General features: G+C 47.0%; 22 protein-coding genes and 1 tRNA gene. 7 read left to right on the forward strand and 16 right to left on the reverse strand.

Annotation, left to right across the window (positions count from 1 at the left end):
• Window positions 1–93: 93 nt before the first annotated feature.
• The 14 genes from accD to aroA form a co-directional block, all read right to left on the reverse strand.
• Window positions 94–1020: an acetyl-CoA carboxylase, carboxyltransferase subunit beta gene (gene accD / locus WH95_RS09500; RefSeq protein WP_046506012.1), complete on the reverse strand. Its 927-nt coding sequence runs from the start codon at window positions 1018–1020 to the stop codon at window positions 94–96.
• Window positions 1021–1043: 23 nt separating this feature from the next.
• The gene (gene trpA / locus WH95_RS09505; protein WP_046506013.1) at window positions 1044–1874 is read right to left on the reverse strand and encodes a tryptophan synthase subunit alpha; all 831 of its coding nucleotides are present in this window, start codon (window positions 1872–1874) and stop codon (window positions 1044–1046) included.
• 12 nt (window positions 1875–1886) lie between these two features.
• Complete coding sequence (gene trpB / locus WH95_RS09510; protein WP_046506016.1) at window positions 1887–3098, reverse strand: tryptophan synthase subunit beta; 1212 nt, start codon at window positions 3096–3098, stop codon at window positions 1887–1889.
• Between the two features lie 87 nt (window positions 3099–3185).
• Complete coding sequence (locus WH95_RS09515) at window positions 3186–4067, reverse strand: phosphatase PAP2 family protein (protein WP_046506018.1); 882 nt, start codon at window positions 4065–4067, stop codon at window positions 3186–3188.
• Between the two features lie 14 nt (window positions 4068–4081).
• Window positions 4082–4729, reverse strand: coding sequence for a phosphoribosylanthranilate isomerase (locus WH95_RS09520; RefSeq protein WP_046506020.1), 648 nt, complete (start codon window positions 4727–4729; stop codon window positions 4082–4084).
• Window positions 4730–4802: 73 nt separating this feature from the next.
• Window positions 4803–5687: a hypothetical protein gene (locus WH95_RS09525; RefSeq protein WP_157845929.1), complete on the reverse strand. Its 885-nt coding sequence runs from the start codon at window positions 5685–5687 to the stop codon at window positions 4803–4805.
• Between the two features lie 173 nt (window positions 5688–5860).
• Window positions 5861–6730: a hypothetical protein gene (locus WH95_RS09530; protein ID WP_046506026.1), complete on the reverse strand. Its 870-nt coding sequence runs from the start codon at window positions 6728–6730 to the stop codon at window positions 5861–5863.
• 35 nt (window positions 6731–6765) lie between these two features.
• Window positions 6766–7473 (reverse strand): orotidine-5'-phosphate decarboxylase, encoded by a 708-nt coding sequence (gene pyrF, locus WH95_RS09535; protein WP_046506028.1) that lies wholly within the window; start codon window positions 7471–7473, stop codon window positions 6766–6768.
• A gap of 123 nt (window positions 7474–7596) precedes the next feature.
• Complete coding sequence (locus WH95_RS09540) at window positions 7597–8544, reverse strand: bifunctional Delta(1)-pyrroline-2-carboxylate/Delta(1)-piperideine-2-carboxylate reductase (protein ID WP_046506031.1); 948 nt, start codon at window positions 8542–8544, stop codon at window positions 7597–7599.
• Between the two features lie 145 nt (window positions 8545–8689).
• A complete protein-coding gene (locus tag WH95_RS09545; RefSeq protein WP_052741906.1) occupies window positions 8690–9025 on the reverse strand; it encodes a lipopolysaccharide assembly protein LapA domain-containing protein in 336 nt (111 codons plus the stop codon).
• A 29-nt stretch (window positions 9026–9054) separates the two neighbouring features.
• Complete coding sequence (gene ihfB / locus WH95_RS09550) at window positions 9055–9345, reverse strand: integration host factor subunit beta (RefSeq protein ID WP_046506034.1); 291 nt, start codon at window positions 9343–9345, stop codon at window positions 9055–9057.
• Between the two features lie 262 nt (window positions 9346–9607).
• A complete protein-coding gene (gene rpsA / locus WH95_RS09555) occupies window positions 9608–11299 on the reverse strand; it encodes a 30S ribosomal protein S1 (RefSeq protein WP_046506036.1) in 1692 nt (563 codons plus the stop codon).
• A 136-nt stretch (window positions 11300–11435) separates the two neighbouring features.
• Complete coding sequence (gene cmk, locus WH95_RS09560; protein WP_082114075.1) at window positions 11436–12077, reverse strand: (d)CMP kinase; 642 nt, start codon at window positions 12075–12077, stop codon at window positions 11436–11438.
• A 56-nt stretch (window positions 12078–12133) separates the two neighbouring features.
• A complete protein-coding gene (gene aroA / locus WH95_RS09565) occupies window positions 12134–13459 on the reverse strand; it encodes a 3-phosphoshikimate 1-carboxyvinyltransferase (RefSeq protein ID WP_046506249.1) in 1326 nt (441 codons plus the stop codon).
• A gap of 358 nt (window positions 13460–13817) precedes the next feature.
• Between aroA and WH95_RS09570 the strand changes: the two genes are divergently transcribed.
• The gene (locus WH95_RS09570; RefSeq protein ID WP_046506252.1) at window positions 13818–14150 is read left to right on the forward strand and encodes an FYDLN acid domain-containing protein; all 333 of its coding nucleotides are present in this window, start codon (window positions 13818–13820) and stop codon (window positions 14148–14150) included.
• A gap of 117 nt (window positions 14151–14267) precedes the next feature.
• Window positions 14268–14343, forward strand: a tRNA-Ala gene (locus WH95_RS09575).
• A gap of 71 nt (window positions 14344–14414) precedes the next feature.
• On the opposite strand, the gene WH95_RS09580 is transcribed toward WH95_RS09575, so the two are convergent.
• A complete protein-coding gene (locus tag WH95_RS09580) occupies window positions 14415–15380 on the reverse strand; it encodes a LysR family transcriptional regulator (RefSeq protein ID WP_052741908.1) in 966 nt (321 codons plus the stop codon).
• A gap of 125 nt (window positions 15381–15505) precedes the next feature.
• Between WH95_RS09580 and WH95_RS09585 the strand changes: the two genes are divergently transcribed.
• Window positions 15506–16510 carry an MBL fold metallo-hydrolase gene (locus tag WH95_RS09585; RefSeq protein ID WP_046506041.1) on the forward strand — a complete coding sequence of 335 codons (1005 nt, stop codon included), beginning with the start codon at window positions 15506–15508 and terminating at the stop codon, window positions 16508–16510.
• Window positions 16511–16679: 169 nt separating this feature from the next.
• Window positions 16680–17453, forward strand: coding sequence for a substrate-binding periplasmic protein (locus tag WH95_RS09590; protein WP_046506043.1), 774 nt, complete (start codon window positions 16680–16682; stop codon window positions 17451–17453).
• Window positions 17454–17462: 9 nt separating this feature from the next.
• On the opposite strand, the gene hutG is transcribed toward WH95_RS09590, so the two are convergent.
• Complete coding sequence (gene hutG / locus WH95_RS09595; RefSeq protein WP_046506044.1) at window positions 17463–18305, reverse strand: N-formylglutamate deformylase; 843 nt, start codon at window positions 18303–18305, stop codon at window positions 17463–17465.
• Between the two features lie 93 nt (window positions 18306–18398).
• On the opposite strand from hutG, the gene WH95_RS09600 reads away from it, so the two are divergent.
• The 3 genes from WH95_RS09600 to WH95_RS09610 all read left to right on the forward strand — a co-directional run bounded on the left by WH95_RS09600 (window position 18399) and on the right by WH95_RS09610 (window position 20922).
• Window positions 18399–19781, forward strand: coding sequence for a formimidoylglutamate deiminase (locus WH95_RS09600; protein WP_046506047.1), 1383 nt, complete (start codon window positions 18399–18401; stop codon window positions 19779–19781).
• On the forward strand, window positions 19778–20479 hold the full coding sequence (locus tag WH95_RS09605; protein ID WP_082114076.1) for a GntR family transcriptional regulator: 702 nt from the start codon (window positions 19778–19780) through the stop codon (window positions 20477–20479). The genes WH95_RS09600 and WH95_RS09605 overlap by 4 nt, the downstream gene beginning before the upstream one ends.
• A gap of 125 nt (window positions 20480–20604) precedes the next feature.
• Complete coding sequence (locus WH95_RS09610) at window positions 20605–20922, forward strand: hypothetical protein (protein WP_046506050.1); 318 nt, start codon at window positions 20605–20607, stop codon at window positions 20920–20922.
• The last annotated feature ends 92 nt before the right edge of the window (window positions 20923–21014 follow it).

Here is a 21014-nt window from a genome sequence, read left to right on the forward strand (position 1 = left end):
AGAAGTTTAGTACTGGTTTTTCGCCTTACCTCTTTTGTTTATGCACTCTGGTATCTAATGCAGAGAATTTACAAAGAGGGAAGCAAACCCGGCTTATTCAACCGGGTTGTTCTTTTCCGCAGTTTCTTCTTTTGTCTCTTCAGTGCCCTTAAGTGGTAAAATCTCAGCTGAAGGTCCCTTTTGAGTCAAAAGATTGAAAACACGAATAAGAGTGTCACGTAAATCATGGCGGTGAACCACCATGTCAACCATGCCATGTTCCAGAAGATACTCGGCGGTCTGGAAGCCTTCCGGTAGCTTTTCCCGGATGGTTTCTTCGATCACGCGCTTTCCTGCAAAACCAATATTGGCTTGTGGTTCGGCAATGGCAATATCGCCTAGCATTGCAAAGGATGCTGAAACACCACCAGTGGTTGGATCGGTCAAAAGAACGACATAGGGAAGTCCGGCATCCTTGACCATATCGACCGCAATGATTGAGCGCGGCATTTGCATGAGGGAGAGAATGCCCTCTTGCATCCGGGCACCCCCGGAAGCCGGGATGACCAGCAAAGGTGCTTCCTGAAGAACGGCCAATTTCGCTGCTGTCAGTAGCCCTTCGCCAACGGCGGTTCCCATGGAGCCGCCCATGTAGGAAAAGTTGAAGACGGCAACAACTGTTTGCATGCCACCCATGGTGCCACGGGCAACAATGATGGCTTCCTTGTCTTCATTCTTGGCATTCGCATCTTTGATGCGGTCGGTATATCTTTTCAGATCCTTGAATTTAAGTGGGTCTGTGATGGTCTTTGGCAATTCAACGAGAGTGTAATCACCGTCATCAAAAAGAGTCTCAAGGCGTTTTCTCGCAGAGATCCGCATGTGATGTCCGCTATAGGGACAGACCCAGAGGTTCTTTTCCAATTCCTTCTTGAAAATCATCTGGCCTGTGGCAGGTGATTTTACCCATAGATCATCTGGTGTATCTTTCTGTACCAGCGCACGGATCTTCGGGCGGACGTAGTTGGAAATCCAGTTCATGCTTTCTGCCTTACTTGTTTCAATTAAGTACGGGATCCACGTACACCGTCAGCAAGTGTACGTACGTATCCCAATACAGCTTGGCTGAGGCCAGGTTTCGCCTGGTTATCGTCATCCAAGTTTTCTTTCAATCTATCAATAATTGCAGAGCCAACAACAGCGGCGTCTGCAACTGATGCTACGTTAGCGGCCTGTTCGGGTGTCCGAATGCCAAAGCCAACGGCAACAGGTAAATCTGTTTCGGCTTTCAGGCGGGCAACTGCGTCGTGGATCGCACTATCTGACGCGGCGGCAGTACCTGTAATGCCAAGGATGGATACGTAATATACAAAACCACTCGTGTTGTTAAGTACTTTCGGTAATCTACCGCCAACTGTAGTTGGCGTTGTCAGGCGGATGAAGTGCAAACCCTGTTCCAGAGCTGGAATACAGAACTCCTCATCATGCTCTGGCGGTAGATCAACAATAATAAAGCCGTCAACACCAGCTTCTTTAGCATCGACGAGAAATTTATCAACACCATAGATATAGATTGGGTTGTAATAGCCCATCAGGATAATTGGCGTATCCTGATTGTCTTTTCTAAAGGAGCGGACAAGATCAAGAGTTTTGCTCAGTGTCATGCCATTGCGCAAAGCCCGCAAGCTGGATGCCTGAATAGCAGGGCCATCGGCCATCGGGTCGGAAAAGGGCATGCCAAGTTCGATGATATCAGCACCGGCTTCTGGCAGGCCTTTTACGACTTCAAGGCTGGTTTCGAAGTCGGGATCACCTGCGGTTACAAAAGTAACGAGGCCGCCTCGACCTTCTTCTTTCAGGTCCGCAAAACGTTTTTCAAGTCTGGTTTGGCTCATGATATCTTCCCCCTAGATCTTTACGCCGAGTGCTTCGGCAACTGTAAAGATATCTTTGTCACCTCGACCACAGAGGTTCATGAGGATGATTTTGTCTTTGTCCATGTCCGGTGCGATCTTGGTTACATGGGCCAATGCGTGTGCTGGCTCCAGTGCAGGGATAATTCCCTCTATTTTTGACAGCATCTGGAATGCTTCCAAAGCTTCGCTATCGGATGCAGAGGCGTAGTTCACGCGACCAATGTCGTGCAGCCATGAATGTTCCGGACCAATGCCAGGATAGTCGAGACCAGCAGAGATTGAATGCGCATCTTGAATCTGTCCATCTTCATCCTGTAACAGGAAGGTTCTGTTACCATGAAGAACACCGGGCTTGCCACCTGTTAGAGACGCGGCGTGCTTATCGGTTTTAACGCCGAAGCCAGCGGCTTCAACACCTGTGATTGCCACTTCTTTGTCATCCAGGAACGGATGGAACAGGCCAATCGCGTTAGAGCCACCACCGATGCAAGCAACGAGCTGATCAGGTAAACGGCCTTCGGCTTCGCGCATTTGTTCTTTTGCTTCGCGGCCAATAATGGACTGGAAGTCACGGACCATCATCGGATAGGGGTGCGGACCAGCAGCAGTCCCGATGATATAGAATGTTTCTTCAACATTGGTCACCCAATCACGAAGCGCATCGTTCATGGCATCTTTCAGGGTGCCTGTCCCACTTTCAACGCCGATAACTTCAGCACCCAGCAATTTCATGCGGAAAACGTTTGGAGCCTGTCGCGCAATATCGGTTGCACCCATGTAAACAACACAGGGAAGATTGAAAAGGGCACAGAAGGTTGCCGTTGCAACACCGTGCTGTCCGGCACCTGTTTCTGCGATTATGCGTTTTTTACCCATACGTTTGGCCAGAAGAATCTGTCCGAGAACGTTATTCGCTTTGTGCGATCCGGTGTGGTTTAACTCATCGCGTTTGAAGTAAATCTTTGCGCCGCCTAGCTCATTGGTCAGGCGCTCTGCAAAGTAAAGGGGACTTGGACGGCCAACATAGTGTTTGGCGTAATAGTCGTAATCTTTTTGAAATGAAGGGTCAGCCTTGGCTGCATCATAGGCTTTTTCGACTTCGAGAATAAGCGGCATCAATGTTTCAGCGACATAGCGACCGCCAAAAATACCAAAATGCCCGCGCTCATCAGGGCCGTTCATATAAGAATTAGGTGTTGTCATATCTACTCTGCAACCTTATCGGATCTCTATGATCTATCTTGGGCGGACTTTGCCTGAAAAGCCACCATCCTGCAAGGGATGCGATGCTCAGATCTTTAATATCTTGAAAAGAATTGGTGCTCCATAACTGGACCATAATCCGGCAATGGTACCAACGACGAAGGTAAGGATTAAAATAAGCTCTATTTCTTTCCCCGGTGCAATGTCGATTAAAAGCGCCAAGGGCGGCAAGCCAAGCAAAGGTCGAAGAGCAAGCTTGAGCTTTTTTCCGGGTTTCGGCGGATGTTTTCCATCCAAAAGGGCAAGGCCGAGAAGCCAGCCGAATAAAAGACCAGGCACAATAATAATGTTGTCGGCTTTGACGGGGCGCAGAGGATGTCCTGCGTTTTCAATCCAGCTTTGGGGGACAATTTGCTGACCAGCATGAACAGCAGCCCATAGTCCAAATGCCATCAAAACAGCACAAAAGACGAAGGAGCCGGAAACCCGGATGGTAAAGTTACTTCTTTGCCACCAATGTGTTGCGGGTTTTTCCAGCAAGAATATAGCGATGAGCAATAAAACACCAATTGTCCAACCAGAGAGGACTTGTTCCACGCTGTGTACATTACCGACAATTCTGGTCCAACCTGTGAGAATCACGATTGCTGCGGCAAGAAAATAGGCCCAACGTCGCCGGGAAGATTTGGCGAGAATGCCATAGAAAAGCGGTGGCGTTTGTGCATGCCCCGAAGGCATACCGTAAGAAGTACTTCTCTCAATCGCAACAAGATCAGGATTTACCCAATAAGGCCGTGGTTGTGCAAAAGCCATTTTGAGGGTTTGTTGAACCGAACTCGAAAGGCAGAGAGCAAACCAAAGTCGCGTGCCCAGTCTGGGACAGATCATCCAATGGATGCAAACCGTCGCAACGATAAAAAGCTGTATCTCGCCAAAGTGTGTAAGAAAAGCAACGACAGAATCTGGCATTAGATACTCCGAGATCAGGTGCTCTTGGCTTTGGATGTAAAGGAATGAATCTTTTCGACTGATTTCAGCCCGGGTTTGTCTTCGACCCCGGAAGACACATCAACAGCGGGGGCGCCGGAAATTCGAACGGCGTCCTCTACATTATCGCTATTCAGCCCACCAGCTAGCATCCATGGTCGTTTCCAGCTTTTCCCTGCCAGCAAACGCCAGTCAAAGGAGATAGCATTTCCGCCGGGGAGTGCATCTTTAAGGTCTTTTGGAGGCTTGGCATCAAACAAAAGGCGATCAGAAACTTCCTCAAAAACAGAGACGGTTTCAAAATCTTTTTGCTCAGAAACCTTGATGACCTTCATTATTTCCAGACCAAAGTTGCGTTTGATCTCGGCAACACGTTCCGGTGTTTCGCCACCGTGCAATTGAAGGATATCCAAAGGAACCTGTTCTGTGATTTGGTGAATTTCATCATCACTGGCATTGACAAGTAACCCCACCTTCTTAATGCCGGGCTTTACCTGTTTTGCAAGGGCTGCAGCCTGTTCTACAGAAACGTGACGGGGGCTTTTGGGGAAAAAGACAAAGCCAAGGTATTCCGCACCAGCTTCCAGTGCTGCGTTCAGAGCTTCGTTACTGTTTATACCGCAAATTTTAACTTCAGTTGCCAAGGTACTTGCTCGCCTAGTCAGTTTTTGTTTCCTGCCCAAATATTTATAACATCCGGGCAGGAAAGCAAAAGCTTTAGGAGAAACGATCAAGTATTTCTTGGTCGTTTGTTAGGCTGACATCTGTTTTGAAACAGTAATAATGCATATTGATGAAAGGGATATAGGATATCAATGTGATGGCCATGCTAATAAGGTAAGATGGAATTACCAAAATGAGGAAGCCAGCTGAAAGAAGGGTTGCAGAAATGTCTGATGTTGAAGTGAGTTGATTAGCATTTAAGCCAATTGGTGAGAAAACAGCCCCAAAAATGGAGAAAATTAATCCAAGTACGAGTTGGATCACGATTGTTGCAACAATCATAATAAGGACAAGTAGGATAAAAGCGACAAAGATGCGTAGCCAGTTCTTACGTGTCGCGTTCCAGCTGTCGATAAAACCAAAGCGTTGATCAATAGCGGCCGCCGGGAAAATGTAGGATAAGCGAAGAAAAACAACGGCTAATGCCAACATTAGCAAAATTTGGATAACAGCTGTTATAATTCCCGGGCTACCAAGGTTTAAAAAGCCGAGTGGTATATTCACGATAGTGGCTATTAAGACAACAATGATATTTAACAAAATCGCTTTGCCCAGAATGACAAAATGACATTTTTTGATGTTGAATATAAAAGTATTCTTAAGGGATGTATCTCCGTATCTTAAGAATTGTATCCACGCGGTATAAAACTGTATTGATATCAGAACGGATAGCAGCACAAAAACAAGTATCGCGATGAAGAAGCCAGTATGAAAATTAGAAAAATTTCCAGATGCCTCTTCACTAAACAGTGAGAGCCCAAAAACAATGCCGATCACAAGAATAATTGACCAAGATAAAATTGGTAAAATTGTAAATTTTAATGCTGTTTTTAGATTGCTGAATAGTGGAGAGAAAGCATTACTTAATGCTTTTCCCATCGTTATGGACCCGTCATCCACATAATCATCTGTCACGACTGACATAATTTTTAGCCCCCAAAACATGTACTCATTGGTAGTAATGTGAAGAGAATATTCAATTAAGAAGAGGGCGGCAAACTCTAAAATCAGGTGTCAAAAAACTTAACACAAAATAAGGGCAGCAATAGTGGTTAGCTATCGATCTTTTCTTCGCTTTGTTCCGGAACCCACCCCGTGCAGCCTTTAAAGGCAATAGATAGTGCTGTGATAGTCGTGGCTGTTGGGAGATATGTCAGAGCTATTATGAACAGGTTAAGTATAAAAATTTCTAGTCCATTGTTCAGAAAATGCTTATTCAAGTCGTTGATATAATTTTCAAAATTAACTTGAGATGCATTCGTCGTTATAGATGGCAGCTCTGAAATAAAAGCACTTTCGAAAGCCTGACTAATAATAATGATAAACAATGCATAAGGGGTGGTTACTATAATGAAAGTTCCTAAAAGTCGCCAGCCTTGTCTGTCTGTGTGCTTCCAGCTGTTACTTAAGGTGTATTTTTCACCTATGGCTGTTGCAGGTAATATAAATGATAAGCGTGCAGCTACATAAATAATAAAAATGAATAAAGCGAAGAAAAGTATAGGTAGACTGGCTGGGATAGCTGCGCCTAGAGTTAGAGCAGGAAGGCTTCCGAGTATAAGTAAGCCATAGGAAATTAGTATTAATTGAATAACCCTGAGAAGAAATCGCCAGTGTACTCTTCTCCAACTAGAGATAAAAGTTGGTTCTGATTTTTCAAGGTTAAGTAATGTTCTTCTGTGCCAAGCAACCGCAAAAAGAGAATGTGGGATAAAAGATAATATAAACAATATAATAATAAGAAATGGGCTGCCGAAGTTTGTAATGGTTACGGCTGTTATAAGAGCCGATAGCAAGAACGGAAACAAAGCCATTTGCATCAAAGCGGGTAAATTCCCCATAACCGTTTTGATGGCAAGGCCACTAACGATCTTGACCGGAATGTCATGAACGGCTTGTTCTGGAGGAATCTGGGATACCATGCTGTCTTTCCCGGCTTTGCTTCCGGCCTTCTGATTTAATTTAACTCTTCAACAATTCTGCGTGCAGCGGCAACGGGGTCTTCTGCGCCTGTGATCGGACGGCCAATGACAAGGTAATCCGCACCGGCTTCAATGGCATCACGCGGTGTCATGATTCGTTTCTGATCACCTGCATTTGCCCATGTCGGCCTTATGCCGGGAACCACAAGCTTAAAATCAGGTCCACAGGCCTTGCGAAGCAGTTTTATTTCTTTTGAAGAACAGACCACGCCGTCAATGCCGCTTCCTTTTGCAAGTAGAGCTAAGCGTTCGACCTGTTCTGCTGCCGGACCCTTTTGGCCTACGTCAGATAGGTCGTTATCGTCCATACTTGTCAGGACTGTTACCGCCAAGACGATTGGGCGTGGAAGGCCGAGGTCCTCTGATGTTTCCCGTGCAGCTTCTGCGGCGGCTTGCATCATGGCTTTGCCCCCTGAGGCGTGCACGTTCACCATGAAAGGGCGCATGTGTAGGGAAGACCGGATTGCGCCGGCAACAGTATTGGGAATGTCGTGAAATTTCAGATCGACAAAAAGTGGTTCGCCACCAACCGCGCCTCTGACGGCATTGGGACCTTGAGCCGTGAAAAGCTCTTTGCCTATTTTAATACCGCCGACTTCACCAGAGAGTGCCTTTGCAAGCTCTGTTGCCTTGTTTATATCCGGGGTGTCAATGGCAACAAAGATGCGTTCTTTCGGGGTCATAATCCGATCTCCAGTCGAGGTTGTTAATCGGAACCCATACCTAACAGAGGTAACCGTATTGGTCACCCCTGTATTTATCGTAATAAGTAATTAATACTGAATAGATCGTGGCTGATGCTATATTCAAATGCCGTTAATACGCTTATCAACCAGCTGTGCGGCGGCCAGATCTTCAAGTGCATGACCAACAGATTTGAAGTAGGTAATTTCTTCTGCAGAAGTCCGACCTTTATGTTCGCCTTGGGTAAGGTCAAAGAGATCTGCTTTGATATCTTCTTTTGTCAAAATACCGTTTTGCAGGGGAATAACGATGTCCCCGCCTTCTTTCATTGCGCCTGCGTATGTATCGACAAAAACACTGCTGCGTTTGATCGCTTCGTCATCAGCTTCGCGCATATCCGGGCGATAGGCGCCGACCAGATCAAGGTGTTGGCCGGGTTGTAACCAATTTCCTGAAATAAGGGGTGTTTTGCTCAAGGTGGCGCTAGATATGATATCTGCAGTCCTAACGGCCTTTTCCAGATTTTCCTCGGCATGGGCTTTGAAGCCAAGGTTGTTCATCTCCTGTGCGAGGTCTTCCGCTTTTTTAATATCACGCCCCCAGATCGCTACTTCTTTGATTGGGCAGACAGCTGCATGTGCCTGAATAAGATTTGGTGCAAGGACGCCTGTTCCCACCATTGTCAGCCTTGTACTGTCTGGCCGCGCAAGATAGGACGTGGCCAATGCAGAAGCTGCTGCCGTGCGACGTGCGGTAAGGGTTTTTGCTTCGATAAGTGCTTTGGGGGTTCCGGTATCACCATCAAAGAGGATGTAAATGCCTTGGATAGCGGGTAAATCTTTTTTGCCATTTTCAGGACTAACCGTAACAAGTTTTACACCTACGGACTTTCCTGATTCCCATGCTGGCATAAGTAAAAGCGTGGACTCTCGTTGGCCGTTAGGCTGTTCCATGTCGTGGTGATGACGCATGGGAACAGTTATTTTGCCCTGAAAAGCTTCTCTGAGCGCGTCGACAAGTGAAGGATAGTCCAGGCATTTTGTTACCTGTTCAGCTGTGATGTTTTGCACGGAGAGTCCTTTGATTAATCATTGCTTTGGATATTTTATACAATGATGGCTGCTTGAGTGCTAGCCCTAACCTTACAGAAGTACGATAATAGTTAGAGTGATTTTCTTGTTCGACTGACCGGATAGATGGAAAAAACAAAAAAACTTACGAAGCTTCTTTAACAGCAAGCGAATTTGAGGCTTCTTTTTCTTTCAATTTCTTGAGCTCTTCACGCTCAAAGGAAAGATCGCGCTGCAAGTCCAATACTTTCCATTCGGCTACCTTCGCACGTCGGCGGGTAGCTGCACTGGACAGCCACGCGATAACGGCACCAGTTAAAATACCCAAACCGACTGAAATTAGGATAATAAGATAAAGCGGGTAATCAAACTGAAGCCCAAAGGGCCAGATCTCTAACGTGACATCCTGGCGATTGTTAACTGCCAAGAGCAAGATGGCCAGCGTTATAGGAGCTGTGAGTACCCAACTAAATCGTTTCACTTATCTCGAACCATGTTTTGGGGGATTAATTAGCTGTCTGCACCATTGTTCAGGCGCTCACGTAGCTGTTTACCCGTTTTGAAAAAAGGAATGTGTTTGGAATCCACTTCGACGGATTCGCCTGTGCGGGGGTTACGGCCAACACGGGCATCACGATGCTTGACGGAAAAAGCCCCGAAACCGCGGAGTTCGACCCGATTGCCGTCTGCGAGAGCATTTGAGATTTCGTCAAAGATAGTTGTGACGATTCTTTCAACGTCCCGATGATAGAGGTGTGGGTTTTGCTCTGCGATATGCTGAATGAGCTCTGACTTGGTCATGCCTTACGTCTCCCTATAGCTGTTACCGAAGTAGTTCAAAATACCGGCCTCTTGCACCTCGGATTATCTGGCATTTAATTCTGACTCTACGCTTTTTTTGCCGCAATTATATTCCTGTTCCTCTAAAGGGTGCCAGAGCCTGAAAAATCCGTCAAGTCTAAGTCATTAAGAATAAAGCATTTCCACTATATAAAAACGTTTTTAATGCAAAAAAGGCCCGGTGAATGAACACCGGGCCTTTCTTTGAGCTGAAAAATTCAGCTTATTTTTTGTCTTCAGCAGCTTTGGAGAGAGCTTCGCCGAGAATATCGCCGAGGCTAGCACCAGAGTCTGTTGAACCGTAATCAGCCATTGCCTGTTTCTCTTCAGCAGCTTCGTGCTGTTTGATGGACAGGGCAATTTTGCGTGATTTGGAATCGATGTTAGTGATACGTGCGTCGATCTTCTCGCCAACTGCGAAACGATCTGTGCGCTGTTCACTACGCTCACGGGAAAGTTCAGTTTTGCGGATTGTGCCAGTAGCACCATCAGCGATCTGTACTTCGAGAGCACCATCAGTAACGGCTGTAATAGTACAGGTAACAACAGCACCTTTTTTCAGACCCTCAACAGAACCTGCGAAAGGATCAGAGCTGAGCTGTTTGATACCAAGGCTGATGCGTTCTTTATCAACGTCAACGTCGAGAACTTTAACCTTAACCATGTCACCTTTGTTGTATTCTTTAACAGCTTCGTCACCGGAAAGTTCCCAGTTCAGATCTGAAAGGTGAACCATGCCGTCGATTTCGCCGGGAAGACCAACAAACAGACCGAATTCGGTGATGTTTTTGATTTCGCCTTCAAGCTCGGATTCAGCAGGGTGGTTTGCCTGGAATGATTCCCATGGGTTGGAAGAACATTGTTTCAGGCCAAGGCTGATACGACGTTTTGATTCGTCAACATCAAGAACCATAACAGCAACTTCCTGGCTCGTAGAAACGATTTTGCCAGGGTGGATGTTTTTCTTGGTCCAAGACATTTCAGAAACGTGAACAAGACCTTCGATACCAGCTTCTAGTTCAACAAAGGCACCGTAGTCAGTGATGTTGGTCACGCGACCTTCAAGCTTCGCGCCCATTGGGTATTTAGCTGCAACGCCATCCCAAGGATCAGTCTCAAGCTGTTTCATGCCCAGGCTGATACGCTGTGTTTCAGCGTTGAAGCGAATAACCTGAACATCAACCTGTTGGCCGATTGTCAGTTTTTCACTTGGGTGGTTGATACGTTTCCAGGAAATATCAGTAACGTGCAACAGACCGTCAACGCCACCAAGATCAACGAAGGCACCGTAGTCAGTGATGTTTTTAACAACACCCTGAAGAACCTGACCTTCATTAAGGTTCTGGATAAGCTCTGAACGTTGCTCTGCACGGGTTTCTTCCAGAACAGCGCGACGGGAAACAACGATGTTACCACGTGCACGATCCATTTTCAGGATCTGGAATGGCTGTGCATTGCCCATCAATGGGGAAACGTCACGAACTGGGCGGATGTCAACCTGGCTGCCTGGCAAGAATGCCACGGCGCCGGAAAGGTCAACAGTGAAGCCACCTTTAACACGACCAAAGATAACGCCGTTAACGCGCTCATTGTCGCCAAAGGATTTTTCAAGCTGTGTCCAGGCTTCTTCGCGCTTCGCTTTATCACGAGAGACCATAACGTCTCCGTTTTTGCTTTCCATGCGCTCGAGGTAAACTTCTACCTCATCCCCGACTTTAACTTCGGGAGCCTGACCAGCGTCAGCAAATTCTTTAAGTGCAACTCGGCCCTCAGATTTGAGGCCTACATCAACAAGGGCAACATCGCCTTCGATGGCAACGATCATGCCTTTAAGTACATTACCTTCCAGACGATCGGATTGACCGAGGGATTCGTCTAGCAGGTCGGCAAAGCTTTCAGTAGCTGCTTCAGCCATGGGTTAATATTCCTTTCAAAAGGTTCGCACTATACAGGCCGGCCGGTTTTTCCGGCGGTCTACCCAGGACCATCCCGGGCTAGTAAAATTATACTGAGAGAAACAAACGGAACATCTTGATAAGATGTCCGGGATTTTAAAGAGAAAGCCGCTCGCTTACGAGTGACTTTGCAACTTCAAAAGCCTTGTCGGCATCCATATCGCTGGTGTCCAGAGTGACCGCATCTTCAGCAGCCCGCAAGGGAGCCGTAGCGCGATTACGATCCCGCTCATCACGTTCACGTAAATCTTCCAGTACGCGGGCGTATATAGACTCATCGCCACGATCAAGCAACTCTTTATGTCTGCGTTTTGCTCGGACTTCCGGCGTTGCAGAGATGAAAAGCTTGATTTCTGCATCGGGGCAAACAACTGTACCGATATCTCTGCCGTCCAGAACAGCACCTAAGTGATTGTTTGGCGGTGCTTTTGCAAAGTTACGTTGAAATTCCAGCAAAGATTTTCGCACTTCCTGATTAGCAGCAACAATAGATGCTGCCTGTCCAACTTTTTCGTCACGAAGGTCACTACGATTAATGTCATCTGCAGTAAAACTGTCTGCAACCTTTGCGGCAACAACGGAGTCGTTTGGGTCACTCCCCCGCTCCAAAATCAGAGATGCGACTGCTCTGTAGAGAGAACCGGTATCCAAATAGGCAAAGTTGATTGTGGCGGCGAGACGACGCGCCAGAGTTCCCTTGCCAGAAGCAACGGGACCATCAATAGCGATAACAGGCAAAGTCTTTTCCTTTTTATCCAGCCGATAATTATTATCTCAGTAAACGGATGGTAAGGTTAACCGATTTGTGCACCCAAGCCGTTCATCAGTTTGGCAAAGTCCGGGAAACTGGTGTCGATTGCATCAGCATCCAGAACCTTAACCGGTTCTTTTGCGGCCATACCCATAACCAAGAAGCTCATGGCGATACGGTGATCAAAATGCGTTGTGATCGTACCACCACCTTTTACGTCAGTGGGGGATCCTTCTACGATCAAATAATCATCGCCTTCTTCACAGGTAACGCCACAAGCTTTGAGACCATTGGCAACAGCTGAAAGGCGATCGCTTTCTTTGACACGAAGTTCGCCAAGACCTTCCATAATGGTCTTTCCTTCGGCAAAAGACGCGGCAATTGCCAGAATAGGATATTCATCAATCATGGACGGTGCACGTTCTGCGGGAACGGTGATGCCCTTGAGCTTGCTGGCGCGAACCACGAGATCTGCGACGGGTTCACCTGCTTCGGTACGCTCGTTTTCCAGCGTGATGTCAGCACCCATTTCTTTCAATGTGATGTAAATTCCGTTGCGGTGCGGGTTCATGCCGATACCGGGAAGGCGAAGCTCAGATCCTTCGTTGATAAGGGCTGCGACTGTTGGGAAGGCCGCAGAAGAGGGATCTGAGGGAACATGCACATCAGCCGCTTTCAGTTCTGGTTGACCGACAATGGTTGTCTCCCGGCCTTCCTCGGTCTGGGTGACGCGGACTTCGGCCCCGAAGTGACGGAGCATCAGTTCGGTATGGTCGCGGGTATGTTCTGTCTCGATTACTGTTGTCTCGCCGGGGGTATTCAGTCCGGCAAGGAGAATACAGGATTTCACCTGTGCCGACGCCATTGGTAATTTGTAGCGGATAGGCATGGGCGTTTCAGCCCCCTGTACCATAAGCGGAAGACGTTGACCGGAACGGCAATGAACCTGTGTTCCCATTTCAGCCAATGGATTGGCAACCCGGCCCATGGGACGCTTTCTGAGGGATGCATCCCCGGTCATAAAGGTGGTGATAGGGTGACTTCCCAGAATACCCATAAGCAATCTGGCGGATGTCCCTGAATTTCCCATGTCCAAAACATCTTCGGGTTCACAAAGACCGCCAATGCCGCGCCCTTCTATATGCCAGACACCTTGGTCATCCCGTTCAACATGGGCCCCCAAAGCACGCATGGCTTTGGCCGTAGCCAGCACATCTTCGCCTTCTAGCATGCCAAAAACATTGGTTTTTCCAATCGCGAGAGCCCCAAACATCAGGGACCTATGCGAGATAGATTTGTCGCCGGGAACTTTCACCGTGCCTTTGAGTGAAGAACTTGGGGTTGAAGACAGAGAATTGTCGCTGGTCATTAATGTATTCCGTGTTCCGTATTCCAGATTCGTCGCGAGTTCCACCCCTAACGAATCTGTGCGAATCTGTATGTGTTCAAGATCTGATGCGGTATCCCCGTCACAGAACTTCAACGTGCAGTGTGATCCTAAAGAATTGTTTCGGGTTTCTTTTATAGAGGAAAACCGCCTTTTACCAGAGCTTGATATTGATAAAGATCGGGCTTGTGCATGACAAAGTGGGGAAAAGTTAAAAAATTTTCTCAATATTTAAATTGTCATTCACCCTTTGTTGACAGTCTGCAGCGATCATGGCATTTGCAGTTTTTTCGAAAGCCATTGTGTGGTTGTTACAAAATTCTAGTTGGAGGATCTGGCTGTGAGTAAGCCGGAATGGGGTAGCAAACGTACCTGTCTAAGCTGTAAGGCAAAATTTTACGATTTTAAGAAATCGCCAATTGTGTGCCCGAAATGTGGAACAGAATTGGATTTGACCGCAAAATCAGGGCGCCCAAAGCAATCTGCCAAGGCGCAGGCTGAAGAAGCAAGTGAAGCACAGGATATTGATCTGGATACATCCGATGACGTTGTTGACTTCCCGGATGAAGAAGAATTACTTCACATTGATGACGGTGATGATCTGGATCCGGATGATGATGATGATGATCTTCAAAGTGTAAGCGGCGGCGCTGGTGGTATCAGCGACGACTAAGTCGTTTAAATCCTAACCAGAAGAGGGCTTTTCTTTTCGCAAGGAAAAATTTTTCTTGCCAAGGAGGAAAAGACGACATATTTTCCGCCGCATCAGCTGCTTTGCGGCGGATAAATTGGGGCCATAGCTCAGCTGGGAGAGCGCTTCGCTGGCAGCGAAGAGGTCAGGAGTTCGATCCTCCTTGGCTCCACCATCAAAACCCACTGCCTAAAGCAGTGGGTTTTGTTCTTTTTGGCAAAAATATTCCCATAATTGCCCTCTACTCTACATGATATTTAGTAATTTTTCGCTCGGCTGGTCCGCGTCTATGCGCCATTTTCCACCCCGGGCAGGGGTAATGCCATCGAGATTTATAATTGTTGAGAGTATTCGGTCTATAAAGACCTCAGCGCGGCGGGTAAGTGACTGTCGTGACGGATAGAGGAGATAAATTGGTTTAGGAGGAACAGTGTAATCGGGTAGAACCTTTTCCAATGTACCATCATTCAGTTGGTCTTTTATCAACAGATAGGGAAGCTTTGTATAACCAATCCCTCTTTTTAACGCGTTTATAATTACATCTGGATTATCAAAGGTGTAATTCGATTGAATGTCCGCTTGATATTCTCGCCCGTCCTTTTGCACAATTTGTTTGCCAACCTTTTTTTCGTCGCGGTATTGGATCATAGGTATCTTAACCAAATCCTCTGGTTGTTTTGGGCGGCCATATCGGTTCAGAAAGTCGGGTGTGGCGGCAAGCATTAATTCCAGATCACCGATCTTGCGCGCCATGGCATCAGATTTTCCGAGTGATCCGACGCGCACAGCCAGGTCGATACCATCCTTCACAAGATCAGCAAGTTGATCGCTAAGCTTGAGCGATATATCAAGTTCGGGATACTGGCTTTGCAGTTCAAAGACGATCGGGGCAACAAGGCTTTGCCCGATTGCCAGCGGGGCTGTAATTCGCAGTGGCCCGGTGAGGCTTTCGTCCAGATTCTTCAGTTCTTCGTGCAGTTTTGTGACTTGTTCAAGGATGTTTTGGGCATTGTTGTAAACAACCAGCCCTGCTTCTGTAGGCTTTACGCCTCGGGATGTTCTGAACAGCAATTCTTTCTGGAGGATACTTTCCAGCAAGGTAATCTGCTGGCTCACCGCAGGTTGACTGATATTTAACACCTTTGCTGCGCCCGAGAGCGAGCCTTTGTCAATGGAGGCAATGAAAGTCTGAAAAAGTTGCAGTCGATCCATAGTAATCCCATGATATAAGTAATGCTTATACAAGATATAGGCGCGAAGCCTCTCCCGATCCAGAAAAATATACTGATATTAAGCGGTATTGATTTGGATAACAGTGATATCGGGAAACTTTCGACATGACACTTTCAAGACGCGAGCTATTAAAGGGTTCATTATTAACCGGTGGTGCAGGGCTTGTTGCTTCCATGGCATCGCTTTCTGTTCCCATGCCGGGCTTTGCCGCGGCCCCGAAAGCGGGTGTGCAAACAACAGGTGCCTATCGTTTTTCGGTGGGTAATTTTGAAATAACGGCTTTGTTGGATGGCTATATTGACGCGGGGTCGGACCTGATTCCCAACTATGACCCGCAAGAGGCAGCCCAACTTTATAGAGATCAGTACCGGACGCCACCGGTTGATAAGATCCGGGTTCCGATTAATTCTTTTGTGGTGAACACAGGGGAGAAAATCATCCTGATTGATTCAGGGACAGCGGACAATATGGGACCTACGCTCGGGCAGTTTACCGAGAATCTGAAAGCAGCAGGAATCACACCTGAATCTGTTGATGCGATTTTGCTAACCCATATGCATGTGGATCATATTTCTGGCATCACATCAAAAGAAGGGAAAGCACACTTTCCCAATGCAGAATTGATTGTGCATAAGAATGATTGGGACTTTTGGCATGACGATGCGTATATTTCGAAGGCATCTGATTTCCTAAAAACAAATTCTGCTAATGCCAAGGCCATGTCTGCGCCTTATGCAAAGCGCTTGACCCTTATCGATAAAGACGGCGAAGTTTTGCCGGGTATCGAGGCTGTCGCGTTACCGGGGCACACGCCGGGGCACACGCCGGGGCACACAGGGTTTGTTCTGCGTTCGGAAGGTCAGGAAGTTTTGATTTGGGGGGATCTTGTTCACTTCACAGCATTACAATTCCAGCATCCTGAATGGAGCATTGCCTTTGATATTGATATGCAGCAAGCTGAACAAACCCGTCGCAGAATGCTGGATTGGGTAAGCGCAGACAGAGTTGCAGTACTGGGTAGTCATCTGGAATTTCCGGGTCTTGGACATGTTGCTCAAGACAAGGGGGCTTACAGGTATTATCAATCAAGTTGGCAGTATCAATTATAAGCCGCAGTATCAATTATAAGCCAAAGAATCGGGCTGCATACAGAGGTGTATGCAGCCCGAATTCTTGTTCAGCGCTCAACTGTGTTAGACTGTTATGATACTCTACAGGGTATGCCCCGAATAATAGGCCCCGAACAATAGACACAGGAAAATAGAGTTGAGAGCTTTGATGAGAATTTATTCAAAACGCTTTATTTTTTCTTGTTTCAAAAATTTACTTCTAGCGCTTGGTTTGGCTTACCCAAGTTACCTTTGGGCCGACAGCAATGAATTGAATTTTGTAACACTTCAACATGCGCCCTATGGATTTTTATCTGAGACAGGGGAAAAACGTGGGTATCTCTACGATCTTACAAATGTCTTGAGGAAAGAGGCCGGATTTCATGGCACGCATGAAATCGTTCCAACGCTACGTGTGTTTAGTGAACTGGAAGAAGGCAGTGCTCATTGTTCTGTATTGGCGCGAGTGCCTGTACCGGATGCGCGATATGAAAAGCTTGCGCCGATTGGCAAAAGCATCACTGTATCTGCTATTCCAAGAAAACCTATTATTTTGAATAACTATAGTGATTTAGCTGGTAAGAAAATTGGTGTTCCCAGGGGTGTTTTTGTGGGGGAGCCTTTTGATTCAGATGACACGCTGTTGAAAGTCCCAACTAAAAATTATGACCTTAGCAGTGCGATGTTTAAAAGCGGTCGGGTCGATGTGGTTATAGGGGCTTATGATAGCATGTTGTTTAACATGCGAAAAATGGGGGTGGATCTTTCGGAAATTGGACAGGCCTATGTTTTTAAGACAGTTGAATTCTGGTTAATGTGCCAGCCGGGAAAGGTCTCCACAGCGCAAAAGAAACGTTTGGTCGAGGCTACGGACAAGCTGAGAGAAAGCGGGACGATTAAGCGAATTATTGACAAATATCTTCAGCCTGACAGTACATCGTAATCTACGTTTTTATCCACGTGCTGTTAGCTGTTTGGTTTCAACCAACTCGGTTAGCTTAACCAAAATATTCTTTAGATAAGGTCGCAGAACGGCTGCTTTTTCAGTGTCATAATCAAAGGGTATGTTTTCTTCTTTTAAATGTGTCCGCTGGGCGAGTTCCATTTGGATCGCGTGAATATCGTTGTGTGGCTGGCCATAGTGCCGGGTTGTCCAGCCGCCTTTGAAACGCGCGTTGAGAACCGTGTTGTATTCGGGCGCGTTATTGCAGATATCCCAAACACTTTTCTCAATCATTCTGTCACAGGTTTCTCCATTGTTTGTGCCGATATTGAATTCGGGTAGCAAGCCGTCAAAAAGAAAGGGAATGGTCGATCTGATGGAGTGGCAGTCATAGAGAATTGCCACGCCATGGAGGTTGCGAACACGCTCTAGTTCGCTCTGTAGTGCGGCGTGATAGGGGGCGTGAAAGCTCTGACGGCGTTTTTCAATTTCTGCTTCATCCGGTTCGCAACCGTCTTTGTAGATCGGCTGATTGTCGAAATCCGTTACAGGGCAAAGGCTCGTCGTGTTTTGGCCGGGGTAAAGACTGATGCCGGCAGGGTCTCGGTTGGCATCAATGGCATAGCGATGAAAGTTTGCTTTGACGATTGTCACGTCAGGCAAGAGATCCGCGTAAAGCAAGTCAATATGCCAATCCGTATCTGCCTGTTTTTTGCCGTTCGCGTTCAGCTTATCCAGAATTTTTTCGGGAAGCCAGGTTCCTGTGTGGGGCATGCCCAGTACAATCGGACTAGTCCCGCTGGTGATGGTTACCGGCGACACAGGCGTTTCGAAAGCAGAGGCAGACGGCATGAGAAATACTCTTTCCTGACTTGATAAGATCTATCTTTATTGTATTATGTATGTACATAATATTTTGTCAAGCGGTGGCGAGGAGCAGAAAAAGTGAAGCATCTGTGGGCAGAACAGGCACTTACGCAAAGTGGATGGCAGTGGGATGTGCATGTCATCATTGGTGACGATGGGCGGATTGTTTCTGTGGAATCCGGTATTGCTGCTGACGCCCCTGTTGTTAAACAGGGGAATAAACTGGGCGTGCTTCTGCCTTCGCCGACAAACCTTCACAGTCATGCTTTCCAGCGGGCGATGGCGGGTATGACCGAAACCAGAGGTCCGGACCCAAAAGACAGTTTCTGGACCTGGCGCAAGCTGATGTATCGCTTTTTGGATCATCTCAGCCCGGATGATATTGAAGCAATTACAGCCTATATGCAGATGGAAATGCTGGAAGCGGGCTATGCAGCAGTTTGTGAATTCCACTATTTGCATCATCAGCCCGGTGGTGTGGCCTATGATGATATTGGGGAACTGTCCAACCGTGTTGTTGCGGCCTCAAAGGAAACGGGTATTGGTCTGACGCTTTTGCCTGTTCTTTATGAGCATGGTGGATGCGATGGCCGATCACTTGGGCCTGGACAGATCCGATTTGGTAATACGCCTGATCGTTTCCAGAAGCTCTTTGAGGCGATAGCCAAAGAACTCAAAACATTACCAGATGATACCAAACTGGGGGTTGCCCCTCACTCGCTTCGGGCGGTCAGTCAGGACGGGATGCGTTTTGCGACAGGTCTCGCACCCACAGCCCCTCTTCACATGCATATTGCCGAACAAACGGCAGAGATTGAAGAAATTCAATCAGCTTGGGGCAAACGTCCTGTGGAATGGTTGTTGGAAAATCATTCTGTGGATGAGCGTTGGTGCCTGATACACTGTACCCATATGGAACCACACGAAACAGAAGGTTTGGCGCGGACAAATGCTGTTGCAGGTCTCTGTCCGATTACTGAATCCAGTTTAGGGGATGGGATTTTTGATGGCGTTCGTTATGTGAATTCTGGTGGACGTTTTGGTGTTGGTTCTGATTCCAACATACGTATCTCGCTTTCGGAAGAGCTTCGGACGCTGGAATATTCTCAGCGCCTTCGTGATCGAGGGCGGGCCGTGTTTGCGACGAAAGAAAAGTCAACAGGCCGGGTTTTGATGGATGCTGTAGTCGCGGGGGGAGCACAGGCCGGACAGCGTGAATCCGGGGCCATTGCTGTTGGCCAACGCGCAGATCTCTTTGCGCTTGATATGGAGTCTGTTGATCTGTTGGGTAAAGAAGGTGACGCCATTCTTGATAGCTATATTTTTGCGGGTGATGACAAAATGATCACCGATGTCTGGTCAGCTGGCCGTCATCTGGTAAAAGAAGGACATCATACCAAGCGGGATAGGATCGTAACCCGGTATAAAAAAACCATGATGTCACTAAAGGACCGGATTTGACTATATCAGAGATCAACAGTTGGCAAAGCGTTAAAGCCGAAGTTATGCGCCGGATACTTGAACGTATTTGGTTACCTGGCGATATGATTCCCAATGAAATTGATCTCGCCGAAGAATTTGGCTGTGCACGGGCGACGGTTAATCGGGCGATGCGTGCGTTAGCCGAGGAAGGTCTGTTGGAACGTCGTCGTAAGGCGGGAACCCGTGTGGCCTTGAATCCGATCCGCAAGGCAACACTGGAAATCCCGATTACAAGGTTGGAAGTTGAGCAGCGTGGATGGGCTTGGCGGCACAGTGTTTTGGAAAGAGCAGAGACACTACCGCCTGTGAGTGTGGCAAGTCGCTTGGGTCTTTCAGATGACGTCGAAATGTTACATGTTCGTAGCTTGCATTATGCTGATAACCATCCCTTTCTTTACGAAGATCGTTGGGTAAACCTTTCCGAAGTTGCAGCTATTCGGGATGTAAATTTGCAAGCGATTGATGCAAACGAATGGTTGGTCCAGAACACGCCTTTGACAAAAGGTGATATTTCCTTCTCTGCAGCAAATGCAACAAAGCAGGAAGCCGAGCTGTTACAGACAAGCGAAGGTGAAGCCATTTTTGTCATAGACCGGACAACATGGAATGGTGATATTCCGGTAACAATTGTTCGCTTGGCTTATACACCGGGTTATCGCATGCACACTGAGATCTGAGCGATTTATACCTAGGTAATTTATATCTGAGTGATTTTCTGTGACATTCTGTCACTTTGTCGTTTGTTGATCGCGTTCTTATTTTAGCGGGTATTATATACCTGACTAAAATACTGCGAGAATAGATGACAGATATAACAGCGCAAAAATTGTCTTCTGGAATAACGGATAAGCAAGCATCTGATGAACCCAAGATTTTTCGGTTGATTTATGCTGTGCCGTTTATTGGTTCATTTTTCAAGGAGTTGCTGGACCCCAACTCGGATGCGACGTTGTATTTTTTACTGAACGTGGTTTTGCTGTGGATTTTCAGCGGGGCTTTCTGGGGGATTCAAGGCGTGTTTGCCGTGGCTTTAGGGCTTGTACCTGTCATGTTTATCGTCATTCTACGAATAACGCTTGGAAAAGTACCTGTTTCCGAGGCTGGGGATGAAACATTATAATGAACAAACACTCTGCCGGAATTATTTCGACAGAGTGTTCATCATTAATCGCAGAAATTTACGACCGTTATTATATAATTTATAACTGTTAT

This window comes from Kiloniella litopenaei, from assembly GCF_000982415.1.
GTDB lineage: Bacteria > Pseudomonadota > Alphaproteobacteria > Kiloniellales > Kiloniellaceae > Kiloniella > Kiloniella litopenaei.